General features: G+C 46.2%; 13 protein-coding genes. 7 read left to right on the plus strand and 6 right to left on the minus strand.

Features of this window, described 5'->3' with window-relative positions:
* Window position 1 precedes the first annotated feature (1 nt).
* The 3 genes from NAF19_RS02925 (at window position 2) to NAF19_RS02935 (ending at window position 5,172) form a co-directional block, all read left to right on the plus strand.
* Window positions 2–1,321, plus strand: coding sequence for a DUF5690 family protein (locus NAF19_RS02925; RefSeq protein WP_252788248.1), 1,320 nt, complete (start codon window positions 2–4; stop codon window positions 1,319–1,321).
* Window positions 1,318–2,490, plus strand: a complete 1,173-nt coding sequence (locus NAF19_RS02930; protein WP_252788249.1) for a TIGR03364 family FAD-dependent oxidoreductase — start codon at window positions 1,318–1,320, stop codon at window positions 2,488–2,490. Before NAF19_RS02925 ends, NAF19_RS02930 begins: the two co-directional genes overlap by 4 nt.
* A 147-nt stretch (window positions 2,491–2,637) precedes the next feature.
* Entirely contained in the window at window positions 2,638–5,172 is a 2,535-nt protein-coding gene (locus NAF19_RS02935; protein ID WP_252788250.1) for a phosphocholine-specific phospholipase C, read from the plus strand.
* Window positions 5,173–5,361: 189 nt separating this feature from the next.
* On the opposite strand, the gene trxA is transcribed toward NAF19_RS02935, so the two are convergent.
* The 4 genes from trxA to NAF19_RS02955 all read right to left on the minus strand — a co-directional run bounded on the left by trxA (window position 5,362) and on the right by NAF19_RS02955 (window position 10,904).
* Entirely contained in the window at window positions 5,362–5,658 is a 297-nt protein-coding gene (gene trxA / locus NAF19_RS02940) for a thioredoxin (RefSeq protein ID WP_252788251.1), read from the minus strand.
* 267 nt (window positions 5,659–5,925) lie between these two features.
* On the minus strand, window positions 5,926–6,792 hold the full coding sequence (locus NAF19_RS02945) for an alpha/beta hydrolase (RefSeq protein ID WP_252788252.1): 867 nt from the start codon (window positions 6,790–6,792) through the stop codon (window positions 5,926–5,928).
* Between the two features lie 247 nt (window positions 6,793–7,039).
* Window positions 7,040–8,107, minus strand: coding sequence for a Kelch repeat-containing protein (locus NAF19_RS02950; protein WP_252788253.1), 1,068 nt, complete (start codon window positions 8,105–8,107; stop codon window positions 7,040–7,042).
* A 211-nt stretch (window positions 8,108–8,318) separates the two neighbouring features.
* Window positions 8,319–10,904, minus strand: coding sequence for a glycoside hydrolase family 3 N-terminal domain-containing protein (locus NAF19_RS02955; RefSeq protein WP_252788254.1), 2,586 nt, complete (start codon window positions 10,902–10,904; stop codon window positions 8,319–8,321).
* 288 nt (window positions 10,905–11,192) lie between these two features.
* On the opposite strand from NAF19_RS02955, the gene NAF19_RS02960 reads away from it, so the two are divergent.
* The 3 genes from NAF19_RS02960 (at window position 11,193) to NAF19_RS02970 (ending at window position 14,075) form a co-directional block, all read left to right on the plus strand.
* Window positions 11,193–12,608: a glycosyl hydrolase family 79 C-terminal domain-containing protein gene (locus NAF19_RS02960; protein ID WP_252788255.1), complete on the plus strand. Its 1,416-nt coding sequence runs from the start codon at window positions 11,193–11,195 to the stop codon at window positions 12,606–12,608.
* A gap of 786 nt (window positions 12,609–13,394) precedes the next feature.
* Window positions 13,395–13,706, plus strand: coding sequence for a hypothetical protein (locus tag NAF19_RS02965; protein WP_252788256.1), 312 nt, complete (start codon window positions 13,395–13,397; stop codon window positions 13,704–13,706).
* The gene (locus NAF19_RS02970; protein WP_252788257.1) at window positions 13,707–14,075 is read left to right on the plus strand and encodes a hypothetical protein; all 369 of its coding nucleotides are present in this window, start codon (window positions 13,707–13,709) and stop codon (window positions 14,073–14,075) included. It abuts the gene before it with no gap.
* An 89-nt stretch (window positions 14,076–14,164) separates the two neighbouring features.
* Here NAF19_RS02970 and NAF19_RS02975 read toward each other — a convergent pair whose 3' ends face one another.
* Together NAF19_RS02975 and NAF19_RS02980 are read right to left on the minus strand one after the other, a co-directional pair.
* The gene (locus tag NAF19_RS02975) at window positions 14,165–14,797 is read right to left on the minus strand and encodes a (4Fe-4S)-binding protein (RefSeq protein ID WP_252788258.1); all 633 of its coding nucleotides are present in this window, start codon (window positions 14,795–14,797) and stop codon (window positions 14,165–14,167) included.
* 104 nt (window positions 14,798–14,901) lie between these two features.
* Window positions 14,902–15,183 (minus strand): GNAT family N-acetyltransferase, encoded by a 282-nt coding sequence (locus NAF19_RS02980; protein ID WP_252788259.1) that lies wholly within the window; start codon window positions 15,181–15,183, stop codon window positions 14,902–14,904.
* 145 nt (window positions 15,184–15,328) lie between these two features.
* Here NAF19_RS02980 and NAF19_RS02985 point away from each other — a divergent pair, with 145 nt between their 5' ends.
* Window positions 15,329–16,729 carry an ATP-binding protein gene (locus NAF19_RS02985; RefSeq protein ID WP_252788260.1) on the plus strand — a complete coding sequence of 467 codons (1,401 nt, stop codon included), beginning with the start codon at window positions 15,329–15,331 and terminating at the stop codon, window positions 16,727–16,729.
* Window positions 16,730–16,831 lie beyond the last annotated feature (102 nt).

The raw sequence follows: 16,831 nt of genomic DNA on the forward strand, positions 1-16,831 counted from the left end.
TATGACGATAATGGATAGCCTGCGCGCTAAAGTTGCCAAGTGGCCTTATGCGCTTTTATCGGTAATGGCGGGTATTGCAGCCTTTGGGGCCTACACATCAATGTATGCGTTCCGCAAAGCTTTTGTTGCCGGTACGTTTACGGGCTATCAATATTTCCATATCGACTTTAAAGTTTGGCTGGTAATTGCCCAGATAATGGGCTATGCAATGGCCAAGTTCTACGGCATCCGTTTTATATCCGAAATAACGGGTAAAAAACGCGGCATTACCATTTTAATGCTTATCGGCATTGCCTGGCTGGCTTTACTGGGTTTCGCTTTGGTACCCGCTCCTTATAATGTTGTTTTCCTTTTAATAAACGGCTTCCCGCTGGGTTTAATATGGGGTTTGGTATTTAGCTACCTCGAAGGCAGGCGGTCGACCGAATTCATGGCTGCAGTACTATCAGTGAGCCTGATATTTGCCTCGGGGTTTGTGAAAACAATAGGTAAATATCTTTTAAAAGCATTACCTATAACAGATTTCCAGATGCCGTTTTTAACGGGGGCGCTGTTCGTGATCCCGATGTTGCTGTTCGTGTTGTTACTTGAGCTTATGCCAGCGCCTTCGGAAGAAGACATCAAACTGCGCACCAAACGCAAACCCATGAATGCAGCAGAGCGCAAGGCATTCTTAAAAAGGTTTTTACCCGGCATTATTATCACCCTTGTTATTTACGTTTTACTAACTGTTATGCGCGATGTGCGCGACAGCTTTGAACGCGAACTATGGGATAGCTTTGGCATAAAAGATCCGCTGATTTTCACCACAACCAGCACCCAAATATCGATATTCGTATTGATCGCCATTAGCCTGATGATACTGGTGCGTAAAAACCTGCGGGCATTCACCATTATCCACCTGATGATAATAGGCGGTTGTGCAGCCATCGGCGTATCAACCCTGCTTTTCTCCTTAAATATGATAAGCCCTACCAACTGGATGATTGTCACCGGTTTGGGCCTTTACATGGGCTATATCCCTTATAACGCCATATTTTTTGAGCGGATGATAGCTACGTTCCATTACAAAAGCAACGTGGGCTTCCTTATTTACGTTGCCGACTCAATCGGTTACCTGGGTAGCGTTAGCCTGCTGCTGATAAAGGAACTGGGTAAACCAACCATAAGCTGGGCCGACTTTTTTAAAGAAGGTGTGGTGTTCGTGGCGATAATAGGTGGCATCGGTGGTATATTATCCCTTATTTATTTTTTACGAAGCGCCCGCAAAATCAATAAAAGCGAAGAGCCGCAAGGCGAATTAAACATATTACCTGTATGACACAAACATCTTCTGCCTCCTCCGCTAATCAGCGGAGGTCGGGGGGCTCGGCAATTATAATTGGTGCCGGTATTGTTGGTTTGGCTACCGCCCGTGCGCTGGCACTCAGAGGCTATAACATAACCATTTTTGAGCGTAACGAACGCGCCGTCGGTGCATCCATCCGTAATTTCGGGATGGTGTGGCCCATAGGGCAGGCAACCGGCCCATTGTTTGAAAGGGCCATGCTGTCGCGCAGTATCTGGAAAGAAATTTGCACCGAAGCCAGCATCTGGCACAACGAAGTCGGCTCCCTGCATTTGGCATACCATGATGACGAGCTGCAGGTTATAAAAGAATATGTGGAGGTTAACCATAACCACCGCGACTGCGCTTTACTTACCGCCGAACAGGCCTTGCAAAAATCCCCGGCAGTTAATCCGGATGGGTTAAAGGGCGCTTTGTGGAGCGGCGAAGAAATGATTGTCGAATCGCGCGTAGCAGTTGGGCAGGTTGCAAAATACCTGGCCGAAAAATATGGCGTAGTGTTTCACTGGAACACTGCCATCAGCCAGATTGAACATCCAAGAGTTTTTTCCGGCAACCGTGTTTGGGAAGCAGACGAGATATTTGTTTGCAGCGGCGCCGATTTTGAAACGCTGTACCCCGAACTGTTTTTAGAAACAAACATTACCAAATGCAAACTGCAAATGATGCGCCTGGTTACCCAGCCGGATGAATGGCGGATAGGCCCATCACTATGCGGCGGCCTCTCCATGATACACTACCCCGGTTTCCAGGCGGCAGCTTCGTTGCCAGCCCTGCGCAAACGCTATGAGGAGCAGTACGCCGAATACCTTAAATGGGGCATCCATGTTATGGTATCGCAAAACGGCAGCGGCGAACTAACCATCGGCGACTCGCACGAATACGGCCTGGTGCACGACCCTTTCGACAAGGAATTTATTAATACTATGATAACTTCCTACTTACAAACTTTTGCCACTTTTAAGGACTGGAAGCTGCTGCAATCGTGGCACGGCATCTACCCAAAAATGATGAATGGCGCAACCGAACTGATTGTTGATATTGCCCCCGGCGTAACCGTTATAAACGGTGTTGGCGGCAATGGGATGACGTTGTCGTTTGGCTTGTGCGAGGAGGTAATTGGGCAAAGAGTTGGCAGTTAACAGTTTCCAGTTGGCAGTAATTTGCTTTTAAAAACGGAATACAATTTACTGAAAGAGTCGTTAATTTTGATTTCATTGGGATAAAACTGCCCACTGCAAACCGGCAACTGCAAACTAAACAGTACTATATTTACTTCTACAAACAAAATGGATACCAGGAGAGATTTTATTAAAAAAGCGGCGTTACTAACAGGTGCAGCCGGCTTATCGGGTTTAATACCGGCTTCAATACAGAAGGCAATGGCCATTAACCCGGCGCCGGGAAGCACCTACATGGATGCCGAACACATAGTTATCCTGATGCAGGAAAACCGCTCGTTCGACCATGTGTATGGTACGCTTAAAGGTGTGCGTGGTTACAACGACCCGCGCGCCATCAATCTCCCTAATAAAAATAAAGTATGGCTGCAGTCAAACGCCAGGGGAGAAACTTATGCACCTTTCCGCCTCGATATAAAAAACACAAAAACCACCTGGATGAATTCGCTGCCGCACTCGTGGCGCAACCAGGTGAATGCCCGCAACGATGGCAAGTTTGATAAATGGCTCGACAATAAACGCAGCGGCAACAAGGAATACGCAAATATGCCGCTTACCCTCGGTTACCACACTCGTGAAGACATCCCTTTTTATTACGCTCTGGCTGATGCTTTTACCGTTTGCGACCAAAACTTTTGCTCGGCACTGACCGGTACTAATCCCAACCGCCTTTATTTTTGGACCGGTACTATCCGCGAAGAACAAAACGAAGATGCACTGGCCCACGTTTGGAACGAGGATATGGATTACGGCACCCTTAAATGGAAGACCTTTCCCGAACGTTTGGAAGATGCCGGCATATCATGGAACTGCTACCAAAATGAAGTAGCTATTGATACCGGTTTTGAGGGCGAGGAAGACCCCTGGCTTTCAAACTTCCAGGATAACGCACTGGAATTTTTCGAACAATACAACATCCACCTGCACAAGCCGCACATCATCGCCATGGAAAAAAGGGCGACTGAATTGCCTGCCAAAATTGATGAACTGCAAAAGAAAATAGACGCCCTCCCTGCCGGCGATGCACATATCAGTCACCTTAAAAAACAATTAAGGGAGATGCAGAATTACCTTAAAGGCGTATTGAAAGAGCGTGAAACGTATAACCCGGAAATGTTTGATAAGCTGTCGGACAGGGAAAAAAGCCTGCACAACAAAGCTTTCAGCAATAATAAAAACGACCCGGACTACCGAACGCTTACTGATTTAAAATATACCGACAACGGCACCATGCGTGAGTTGAAAGTACCTAAGGGTGATGTGCTGCACCAATTCAGAGAAGATGTAAACACCGGCAAGCTGCCAACTGTATCGTGGGTAACTGCACCCGAAAACTTCTCCGATCATCCCAGCGCGGCCTGGTTTGGGGCATGGTATGTTTCGGAAGTATTGGATATCCTTACCAAAAACCCTGAAGTTTGGAAGAAAACCATATTTATACTGGCCTATGACGAAAACGACGGCTACTTTGACCACGTACCACCATTTACCGCGCCGCATTCGCACAAAAGCGGAACCGGCAAAGTATCTGAAGGTATTGATACCCGCGTTGAGTTTGTAACCCGCGAGCAGGAACTGGCCCGAAAAGATTTCCCGGAACATTACGAAAAAGAGAATGCCATCGGCCTTGGCTTTCGGGTGCCGTTGTTGATAGCATCGCCATGGAGCAAAGGCGGCTGGGTGAACTCCGAAGTATTCGACCATACATCCACACTACAATTTTTAGAGAAATTCCTCAGCAAAAAAACCGGCAAAAACATCGTTGAATCAAATATCAGCGAATGGCGTCGTACTGTTTGTGGTGATTTGACTTCGGCTTTCAGGCCTTATAATGGCGAAGCAATCCCGACACCTGCCTTTGTACCAAAAAATGAATCGATTGAAGGCATACACAAGGCCCAGTTTAAAAAACTGCCTGATGATTATAAGGTGCTTACTGCCGATGAAATTGCACTGATTAACAAAAACCCTCATGCGTCGCCCTACATGCCGAAGCAGGAACCGGGTATAAAACCATCGTGCCCCCTGCCTTACCAGCTGTATGCTGATGGCAAATTGAGTGCCGATAAAAAAACATTCGGACTAAAACTTACAGCCAGCAATAAATATTTCGGAAGCGCTGCATCAGGCTCACCGTTTAACGTTTATGCGCCGGGCAAGTATCTGAAGGAAGATTTGCGTACCTGGGCCTACACTGCCAAAGCCGGTGACACCCTTGCCGACGAATGGCCGTTAAGCGATTTTGAAAACGACAATTACCACCTGCGCGTTTATGGCCCCAACGGCTTTTACCGCGAATTTAAAGGCTCCGTTAACGACCCTGATTTAGATATTACTGCCGAATACCAGGCCGGCCACCCTGACGCCAAAAAACTTACAGGCAATATTGAACTAAAGTTGCATAACCACAGCGCACAACAAAAAAGTGTAGTGATAACCGATAATGCTTACAAAACCAACAACCATGTGGCGGTTATAAAACCGGGAGCAGCATCAACCATATTGTTAAACCTGGCGACAAGCCATAACTGGTACGATTTTACAGTAAAAGTAAGCGGTATACAAACCTTTGAGAAACGCTACGCCGGCCGGGTTGAGACCGGTAAACCCAGCTTTAGTGACCCGCAGATGGGGAAGGTGTGAGGCTTACGCTAAACATAATTACCGTCATTGCGAGGAACGAAGCAATCTCTGCGTAGGACAGTCATGGACCTGGATATTTGTGGCGCCCTAAATGCAGCTGATAGGTCACCACAGTGTTATTGCTCCCTGATTAGCATGTGAAGAGGTTGCTTCGTTCCTCGCAATGACGCGGGAGTATTACCTCCAACCCTAAACAAACTGCTGTATAACCTGCTGCAATTGCCCGGCCTGCATTACGCCGCTTTGGCGCCATTTGGTTTCGCTGTTTTTAAAAATCATTAAAGTGGGTACACTTTGCACTTTATAGGCATTAGCTGCCGCGGGGTTTTTGTCGATATCTATTTTGATGATGGTAACTTTATCGCCTAAGGCATCTTTTACCTGCTTTAGTATAGGCGGCATCATTTTACACGGCCCGCACCACTCTGCCGAAAAATCAACCAATACCGGTTTATCCGACGCTATTATCTCCTGAAAATTTGCCATAATCTTTTGGGTTTACAACAAGGTAACACTTATTGTGGCGATATGGTTTATTATTTACGGAATATTACTCTGGCGATACAATAGATACCAACTATTACCCGCGCGTCATTGCGAGGAACGAAGCAACCTCTGCACACGCTAATCACGAAGCATAAAACACATGGAGACCTATCAGCCGCTGTAAGGTCTCCATCAAAATTAACGTCCATGAATGTCCTAAGTAAAGATTGCTTCGTTCCTCGCAATGACGGTAAAGATCAAATCATCCTAATGCATCACCTTCGGTCTCACTGGCTGTAAAATATTATTATCCGACAACCAATCGGCCAAACGCTGCGGCCAGGTATTTATTGATTTTAGCTTTGAGCGCTGCCCCATATTGAAACCGTGGGCACCTTGTGTAAACAAATGTGCCTCAACCGGCACCTTAGCATCGCGGTAACGCTGCAACAATTGCATTACGGGCACCGAACAACATGGGTCGTCATTGGCAGCCAATAGAAACGCCGGTGGCGCGTCTGAAGGGACAACATCCGGTACATAAAGCGGACCCGGATATATTTGCACGATATAAGCAGGTTTTGAACTTTGCCGGTCTACCGGATCGGCGGCGTTAGGGTCGCCTTTGCCTTTATCAAATGCCACCATATCCACCACTTCCCCACCTGCCGAAAAACCCATCAAGCCAATGCGGTTAGTATCGATACCAAACTCGGCGGCCCGGCTGCGTACCAGGCGCATCGCCCTAAACCCATCCTGTTTGGCATGTACATCAATTTTATAGGGTGATAAGGTATCACGCCCCAAACGATATTTTAATACAAAAACAGCCACGCCAAGGTTATTTAAAAACTTAGCGGGGTCAATACCCTCTGCCGTGTAAACCAGCAAGCGATGACCACCACCCGGACAAACCACTACGGCAGCGCCGGTAGCCTTATCCTTAGGCGGTAAAAAAACGGTGAGTGATGGGTTGTGTACATTCCTCACCCAATAATCTTTGGCTAATTCAGGCTCGTTACTGCGGTTTTCAAAGCCCGGCGCACCTTTTTCCCAAAGGGGAATCACCGCAGGTTCGGTTTGCGCCCACAACAGGGCAGGGAACAACAATAGGATTAAACAAATTTTACGCATCGTTAGGTTGATTGAGTTGTTAAATATAACTATTTAACGCGCCCATGGCAACAGGTACAAATTACATTGCCGCCCTGCAATTTTTGGCTAAAGCCCCCGGGCTGACTCCTGACGTTCCATCACTTAAAAGTGACGGCAATGAATTTTTTTGATTCGATTATTCATTGCCGTCGGTTAAAACCAACGGATTAGCGGGCAACAAAAGAGGCTTTAGCCAAATTAAACTATGCGATTTTCTGCAACGATTTTATTTCAGACTAAACACTTCCAACGCGATATCGCCTTCATTGCCACCGGGCGGCGGTCCATTTGGTGGCGGGTTAGCGCCCGGTTTACCACCATTTGGTGGCGGCGGTCCGCCCGGGCCACCGCCACCACCTGCAATGTATATTTTTCCGTTAAGCACCGTACCGCCTACGCCATTTCGCGCCTGGTTTAAATCAGCCACTTTTTGCCATTGGGTATCTTTGGCAGGGTCAAGGCAGTAAACATCCTTTTGCGGGCCATTCGGCTGGGTATCGGTGGCGCGTTCGCCGCCGATGTAAAATATCTTGTTGTTTAAATTAACGGCTGTACCACCGCCTGTTCCCATAGGCAGTTTAGCGTCCAGCGTGCTCCACTTGCCTGTTTTAAAATCGTAACAATCCACATCAAGCACGACCTTGTTAAAAAACGACATGAAGTTATCAGCATCGTGCAAACTGGTATTGCGGCCGCCAATGGCATACAACTTATCGCCCACTACAACAGCCATGCTATGGTCGCGTATGTGGGGTGCATCGGGGAGGCTTGTCCATTTGTCGGTTGCAGGGTCGTAGCAGTCGAACATACTGTTGGTACCGCTACGATGTCCGTGGGTTATGCCGCAAACAATATAAAGTTTGCCGTTATAAACAGCTTCGCCTGCGCCGCCCCTTCGGCGTTCGGCAGGTATTTCGGCTAGTTTTTGCCAGTTGTCTTTTTTGGTGTCATAGCTGTAAACATTTGGCAAAGGTACCTGGTCGGGGTAGCCTCCCTGGTAAAAGGCATCCAGCACGTAAACTTTATCGCCAAGACCAACCGCCTGCAAATGGTGCATGGTGAAAGGGGCCATAGCTTTTTGTGCCCAGCTGTCTGTTTTGGGGTCGTAAGCCTCAACCGGCCGGGCAGGGCCATCGCCGCCAATTAAATATAGCTTGCCTTCAACAACTACCAGGCTGCATTCGCTGCGGGGCGCAACTTTATTGGTGGATTTTATCAGTTGCCAATGGCCCTGGGCGCGGGTGGCGGTTGCCAGGCCGCCAGCTAAAAGTAAAATAACTAGTATCTTTTTCATGGCGATATTTAACAATATAATATCAATTAAAAGCCGTCATTGCGAGGAACGATCCGCCAGCTGGCGGACTACACTCGCTAATCAACGGACCAAAAACTTTGTGGTGAACTAAAAGCGGCTTTGAGATCACCATAAACATCAAGGTCCCTGATTGTCCTGCGTAGTCCGCCAGCTGGCGGATCGTTCCTCGCAATGACGCCGGATGTGTTCTCTATTTCGTCTCCCTATACATCACTATCCCGCTGTTATCCACCCCATACACCTTTGCTATTGCTTTTATGGTTAAACCTTTAGCCACCTTAAATGGTTTTATGTATTCGTTCTCTTTAACAAATGCCGGGGTGCTGCCATCTGTTGTATAATAAATTTTGGCGCCATTGGTTGCGCTGCTCAGGCTTACCGTTCCGCCCTTTACGCTGATAATTGGTTCTATCACCCGGTTTACATATTGGCGGGTACGGGCATCCTGTATCACACCTTTCCAGTTCATACCAAAGCCAAAATCGTAGGTATGGCCATCCGCATCGGTATAGCATTGCATATCATGCGGAATATCCTCATCCTGCAATTCAACCGTTTGCATATTGGCCGGCATCTGGAACGGCAGCAATCCCGATGGTTCGGCAGTACCTGATAAAATATCCAATATCGCCTGGTTTTGCACGCCAAAGCTGGCAACAATGGCATTGGCATCTTTTTCAAATTCAGCCGGCACCGCAGGTTTCGATAAAGTAATTACCACAATTACCGGTTTGCCGTTCATGGCGGCTTTGGTACTTTGTATAGTTTTCAAATCGGTGATATTGGCGGCTGTTATACTTTTGCCTTTATAAGTACGGTCGGTTACTGTTGGCTCCACAGGGTCACCGGCGGCAATGCTGTGCTCACGTGCATCGGTAGCGGTGTAAGGGCCGTATTGCAGGGTAATCGGTACGTAGCCGCTGCCGCCATTTTTCACATCTTCGCTATCATAGCCTGCGCCGCCGCTTGGGCTGCTTACAAACACAATGGCGCAATCAGCCTTGCTTGGGTCATCGGTAACGTTATAGTATTTCTTCAGCAGTTCGGCGCTAACAGCATCTTCAAATTTCTCTTTTGACGGCGGTCCGAAAAAGCCTTTAACCGATGGACTGTATTTTTTTGGCAGGTACACAGTTTTACCCTTTTGCAGCGGAAGGACATTAGCGCTATTTTTTAGCAGCACCACCGATTTCAGCTGCGCGTTGTAGCCTGCGCTCATAAACTCCGGCTTGCCAACAATTTGTTTGGATGTTTCTATATCCAGGTATGGGTTCTCAAATAAGCCTGTCCTGAAAATATTGCGCAATAGCCTTACTGCCGACAGTTCGAACCTTGCCCGCATAAACGGTTCGCCGTGGTCTTTAACGCCCATCTGGTAGGCCTCAATTACCGGACCTGCTACATTGTTACCGCCAAACTGATCGACACCGGCCATCAAAACTTTATAATGCCTTTGAGCAACTGTTTTGTCTTCCATTCCCCATGATTTACCTGCGAAAACGTCTGGAGTTTTTCCTTCATCGGCAGTAACGAGCCAGTCGGTACAAACCACGCCGTCATAACCATATTTTGTGCGCAATAAATCGGTTATTAAATATTTACTGTAGCTATTGCCACGGTCTTCTTTGTTTTTGATATCTCTGCCGTATGATATGGTATAATAAGGCATCACGGCCGAAGCCATTTTTGTACTTCCCGAAAGCTTCAAAGCACCATCAACAAACGATACCAGGTGCTCATCAAAATTATTACCGGGGTAAACGGCAAATTTGCCGTAAGCAAAGTGGGCGTCCCTTCCGCCCTCTTCAGGGCCGCCGCCCGGCCAGTGTTTCATCATGGCATTTACGCTGTTGTAGCCCCAGCCGCCTTTTATTTCTTTATCACCTGTAGAGGTTTGAAAGCCATCAACATAAGCGCGGGCCATATCAGCTGCCAGCTGCGGGTCTTCGCCAAAGGTGCCGTTAATACGTGCCCATCGTGGCTCAGAGCCTAAATCAATCTGCGGCGATAGTGCGGTGGATATTCCTAATGCCCGATACTCTTGAGCTGCTATCGAACCGAATTGTTGTACAACAGACGGGTCGAACGTGGCGGCCAGGCCTAACTGGTCGGGCCATTGTGATATTTTGCCACCTGCGCCCGCGGTATATTCAACGCCCGAGTTGGTGCCATGCCGCGGGTCGGAGCTATTGTTTGCCGGTATGCCAAAGCCACTGCCCTCAACCAAAGCCTGCACATTATTGTTCCATTGTGCGGCAACAGCCGGGCTTTGTACCGATGTAACCAGCACGTGCCTTAAATTATCGTTTATTAAAAATGCCTTTTGCTGGTCCGTAAGGTCCGATGCTTTTGCGCCGCTTTGTGGAAATGGTTTTCCGTTATAGGTAGCCGCGCCCATCGGGCCGGGCATGGCGGGTATAGCCTGGTGCGCGCTGTACAGCATTAACCCGGCAATTTGTTCAACCGACAGTTTCGATGCCAAATCCTTTGCCCGTTCATCCACTGTTAAACGCCAATCTTCATATTTATCCAGCTTACCATTCTTGTTTAAATCCTTAAACGAAAAACCATCGACCATTAAAATTTTTACGCCGGATGTCGTCGAATAGCCCAACGTTGGGCCATTGGCGTTTTTAACCAATACAATGCCTGAGCTGTCGGCCCCTGGTTGTTTGTTTAAGATATTCACATTGGCGCCACCAGTCATACCGGCCAATAAAATAGTCGATGCCCCGGCAAGGCAAAGTATGGCGAGCGGTTTAAAATTTTTCTTCATAATTATACGCGGCAAAAAGGGTTAAATTAAATTACAAATGCTTAATCGGTTTATAATAACCAGGCTGGTTATAACATTGTGTTTATTTGACACAATTAAAAGTAAATATAAAAATAATATGCGGCGATTGTAATAGATGAGGCCTTAATAAATATAGATGAAGGGGCATGTTTTGGGGATGAAGGGCGGAATGTAACCGACTGAGATTTCCCCTCTAAATTTCTGTAACTTTCCTTCTACAATAGCAGGATTTGCATATCTTTATGGCGGTTTCACAACCTTTTCACAATGCAAAAAACCTGGTTAATACTTTTACTGGCCGCAGTGCTGGTTTCCTGCCATAAGGACAATTCCGCAGATATTAAAAAACAATTTATAACAAACGACCATACCGTTAACGTAACTTTTGATGAACAGCACCCGGGGCATGTCATCCCTGATACATTTGAAGGGCTTAGCTTTGAAAACGGTGTTTTTGGCCAGGATATTAATTATCTTAATGAAAACAACAGCGTTCTGATCCAACTAATGAAAAACATTGGCCCCGGCATCATCCGGATGGGTGGCGGCACAAGCGACCTAATAACCTGGACCGGATCACCACGCAGCGGTGGTACCCAGCCCGATGCAATTACAACTTCAGATATCGACCATCTGGCTGCTTTTTCAAACGCTACCGGCTGGCCTGTTATCTTCGGCTTAAACCTTGCTGATAACGACCAGGATGTAGCGGCGGACGAAGCGGCTTACGTTTCGCATTCGCTGGGCAGCAGCCTGTATGCTTTTCAATCGGGTAACGAGCCCGATGCCTACGCACCCTACAATCACCTTCGCAACCCTACCTATTCGTTTGGCGATTTCTTGTCTGAGTGGCGGGGCTACCAGGCCGCCGTTCAAAAAGCTGTACCAGGCGCCAATTTTGCCGGACCAGACGTGGCATTTAACACTTCATGGATAACATCATTTACAGACAATGAGGGCTATGAAGTTAAATTACAGGATGGCCATTATTACGAAACAGGACCTGCAACCAGTGCCGGCATTACCTACCAGTCAATTTTAGGGCATAGCATAAAGCTTGCAGAACTTATACGGTCGTTTAAAACATCAACATCCAAAACCCAGCCGCCATTTAGGGTTACTGAGTGCAATAATGTTTACGGCGGAGGCAAAGTTGGCGTAAGCGATGTATTTGCATCAGCAATTTGGGCGCTCGACGCAATGTGGACATTAGCCGATAATGGCTGCCAGGGCATTAATTTCCATACGGGCGTAGGCCTGCACTACTCACCTGTTATACGGGAGAATGGCGTATTTGTAGCCAAGCCCGAATACTACGCTATGCTCGCCTTTAAATATGGCAGCGCAAACGGGCGATCGATACCGGCAACAATTGACAACTCGCTATTTTGCAGCGCACACGCCTGCCTCGTTGATGGTAAGTATTCAGTCACCCTGGTAAATAAAAGCCTCGACAAAAGCTTCGATTTTAATATTATCCCAGGTAAAATTATCTCATCAATAAACGTGACCAGGCTAACCGCACCCGCAATAGACGCCAAAACCGGGGTAACATTCGGCGGCACGGCAGTAAAAGCTGATGGTACTTTTGGCGCTGTTACATCTGAAAACTCTACTATTAATAAAACAAGCTTTATTGTTACCGTTCCCGCAGGCAGCGCGGCAGTTGTTGTTGCCCAATAAAGCAATTTTGTAAACCCAACTATGCCAATCAATGCCAATTGCCAGTTTGGCAGTATTCTGTCATGAAAAAAATGAACTGTTTTTTACAAAAATCTATCACTTGTCATGCCAACTGCCAAATTGACAAAAAAATATTTTAAAGGATTAATGTACCGGGTACATACCAATTTCTGCCCGGTTTTTTTGAAAAGTTTATCCAAACGCTCACATGTTAATCTGCGTTAACAAACCACACAAAACGCTGCAATTAATTTTTTAGCCTGAAGTTAATAGCCCGCGAAAAAACTCACTTTTTTAGGCTTGATATTAAAAATCGACTAAAAAACGAATATTATTTCTCCAAACACCCGTTTTTTCCTGTTAAAAACATCAAAATATCGACAAAAACTAAAATAACACCTGTTTTTTAAGTGAATTTAAAAAAATAGCAAATTTCTATTTCAACGTTTTTGGGACGAAAAATATTTTTTTTAAAAATGGCATGTTTTGTGTCGCCTCCCCAGTGCAGAACGTATTTTAGTTTCTGAAGAGTTATTAATCATTTTTTAAATAAATACTTAAAATTAGACCCATGTTAGTTGTATTAGAAGTTGTTGCCCTGTTAGCAGTTATCATTTTACCGTTAGTTCCTGCTAAAAGGACAGCGAAATAATTAAGATATAAAAACCGCTTAAGAAATTTGAAGGACGGCCCCATTGGCTGTCCTTTTTTATTTTACAAAACCCTGATTGCTTTCTCTTGTATAAGGGTGGCCTTATTCTTTATATTTGAGGCGAGATTAAACTAATGAGCCAGAGAGAAATTAAATGCCCGCATTGCGGCAAATGGACTTTATGGGAAGGCGGCCTTGATGACAGGTGCATTAACTGCAATGGCTTTTTAGAAACACACCAGTTTTCGCGCGGAGTGGAACGGAAAGCCCGGCAGCAGGCATTGATGGAAAGCGGCTTTCTTTACATACGCCCTGGCGATGGCCTCCTTACACGTATCTTTAAAAGGTCAATAAGCGCATTCCGCTGGTTTGGCATTTACCTGCAAATACTTTTTTTTGTAGTGGTAACCATCATCATCGTGTTGATAAGCCTTATACCGGGCTAAATGAAAACCCTGCTCAACAGATGGTTTATAACCGGCTGTATTGTTTGGCTCGTGGTTTTTGCCACCCGGAAGCTGCATCACCCCATTGCCTACATTAATGGCTACATTACCGATGTATTTGCTATTCCCGTAATTGCTACCCTGACACTTTGCTTTCAACGGGTTGTTGTATTTAAAAGTAATTTTTATACGTTATCAAAATGGCACGTGGTGTTTATTACAGTGTATGTATCGCTGGCATTTGAAGTGTTGCTGCCCTGGCTGTCCAAAACCTATACCGGCGACTGGGTGGACGTGTTACTTTATATTGTTGGGGGGCTATTTTTTTATAGGGTGATGAATAAGCCGGTGTTAGAGATTAGAGGTTAGTGAATTAGAGATTAGTTGGAATGCGGGCATTTTCGAAATATTTGTAACTAACAAAAAGGACTTTTCAGTATTTCCTAATCTCTAATCAACTAATCTCTAACCTTCAACGCCCCTGTGGGGCACCTAGCCACCTGTTCGGCAATTTCTTTACTGGTAGCCCCATCCATATTCACCCATGGCTTAGCGCTGGGGTTAAATACCTGCGGCAATTGTGTAGCGCAACGCGCTGCATGCTTACAAAGATCTGGGCGCCATTCAACGGTGATTTCGCCGTTGGTGTAGGTGTGCGTTTTTTCAACTTCGGTACCGGTGTAGGCAAAAGTACGAACCTGTATTTCGCCTTCTAATATTTTCGATACCGGGCAAACTTTGGCTATTTGGGTTAAGCGTTCACGCTGTTCATCGGTAACCGGGGTTAAAAAATTCAGGTCGCGGTCAATCACCGTGATTTTCTTTTCGCCTTCCAGCTTAAAAAACATATTAACGGCAACTGCAATCTGAGGGATATCCCAGCCCTTGCGGTCGATATACATTCGCAGTGTTGCCAGCGTACAACATCCCAGCGACGATAACAACAAGGTATAAGGGTCGGGGCCAAGGTCTTTTCCCCCGGCAATCTCAGGCTCGTCCGAGATAAACTTACCATTGCGCCACACAACTGTGCATTTAAATTTTTCGGTGCCAATGCTGGCAGCCACCGGGTTGGCTAATATGTATTCCATCCTTTATTCTTTTCTACTATAAACTATGAACCATCAACTATGAACTTTTCTATCACAACCTTTCCGGCTATCAACCATCCCGCATGTGCGGGATCAACTATGAACTAAAAAAGCACATCCCCAAACTCGGGCGTTAACTCAAATATCTTTTTGGCGAAGGGGCAATAGGGTAAAATCTTCATCTTGTGCTCGCGGGCATATTCAACCCCGGCCCTTACCAGTTGTTTGCCCAGGCCTTTGCCTTCGTAGGCCTCGTCAACTTCAGTATGGTCAATAATAAACTTTTCCGGCCCCGAAAAAATATAGTGCATCAAAGCAACTTCCTTACCATTGTCTTCTATAAAAAACGCGCCGCGTTTACCGTCGTTTTTGTTTTGTACCTGCATGTTTTAGATCATAACTGCCACTTGGCATTTTGTCATAAAATTACGATATTTATTAGTTATAGGAATTAGTGTGCGATAGTTTGACAGAAAGATTTTACTTTCGAACTTCCGGACTTTTCCGACTTTCGGACTATACATAACTATCATGGAACCCATTACCATAAATACCCTCAGAACATTCGAAGCATTGGCAAACGTTCCTGATGAGCAGTTGCAATGGCTGATAGATACTTGTGAAGAGCGGATTTTGCCCGAGGGGACACTATTTGTAAAACCCGGGGATCCGATGGTTGGCCCCCATTTTATCATTAGCGGCGAGTTCGCAGCATTTGTATCGCAAAGTAACAGCAAACGCGAACTGGGAATTTTTGGCGCCGGGGTAATTACCGGTTACCTGCCCTACTCGCGTGGCAAAACTTCAAGCGTTTACATGAAAGTGCGGAACGAAGCGCGCATTCTTACCTTCCCAACTGAACGGATCCGGGAAATGATAAAGGACCACTTTGAGCTTACCCAGGCATTGGTGCACGTGATGAGCAACAGGGTGCGAGAGTTTACAGCCTTTCAGCAGCAAAACGAAAAAATGATGGCGCTTGGTAAGCTGTCTGCAGGACTGACACATGAACTCAATAACCCTGCATCGGCTATAGTGCGCGACTCCGTTTCATTACGTGAGCACCTCCGCCTCGAGCCCCAAACTTTTAAAAAGCTTACGGCCATTAAAATGGATAGCGGGCAGGTTGACGCTGTTAATGATGCATTATTTCGCGTATTGGCCGAAACGGACCGGCCAAGGCTAACGCTGAAAGAAAAAACCAAACGCGAAGAAGAAATTTCCGATTGGCTGGATGGGCTAGGCATAGAAGATGCTTACGATATGGCCGAAACCCTGGTTGATTTTAATTTTAAAGTGACAGACCTTGAAGACTTTAAAAAAAATATCCCGGATGCTTTTTTATCGCCAGTTTTTGGGTGGATAAACACCCTGCTGGTTACCGAAAAGATGGTTGAAGATATCCAGGAATCCGCACGCCGTATTGCCGAGCTGGTAAAATCAGTTAAAACATTTACCCACATGGACCGCGGGGCAGACAAGCAATATGCAGATATCCACATCGGTATCCGCAATACCCTAACCATGCTTGGCTACCGTAAAAAGAAAGGCAATATCACCCTGGTTGAAGATTTCGATTTTACCTTGCCACCTGTAAAAGCCCTGATTGGCGAGCTAAACCAGGTTTGGACCAATTTGCTTGACAATGCCTTTGACGCTATGGACCAAAACGGCAAAGGCACATTAACCATCAAAACCGAAAAAGACAAAGAATTTGTTCGTGTCAGCATCATTGATGATGGCCCCGGCATCCCGGAAGAAATACGTTCACGGGTGTTCGACCCGTTCTTTACAACCAAAGAAATGGGCAAAGGCACGGGCATGGGATTAGAAGTAGTTCAACGGATTGTAAACCAGCATAACGGCTCGATAAAAGTCAGTTCGGTACCGGGCCACACGGAATTTGTGGTTTGTTTCCCGATAAATGGGTGATTTTGATTTCGGATTTATTGAGAAAATCATAAGATTTCCCTCGTAGAGACTTGATGCTTCGCGTCTCACGCAGGACAGGTATCTGCAATTCCGGGCGCTGTA

This window comes from Mucilaginibacter flavidus, from assembly GCF_024055575.1.
Lineage (GTDB): Bacteria > Bacteroidota > Bacteroidia > Sphingobacteriales > Sphingobacteriaceae > Mucilaginibacter > Mucilaginibacter flavidus.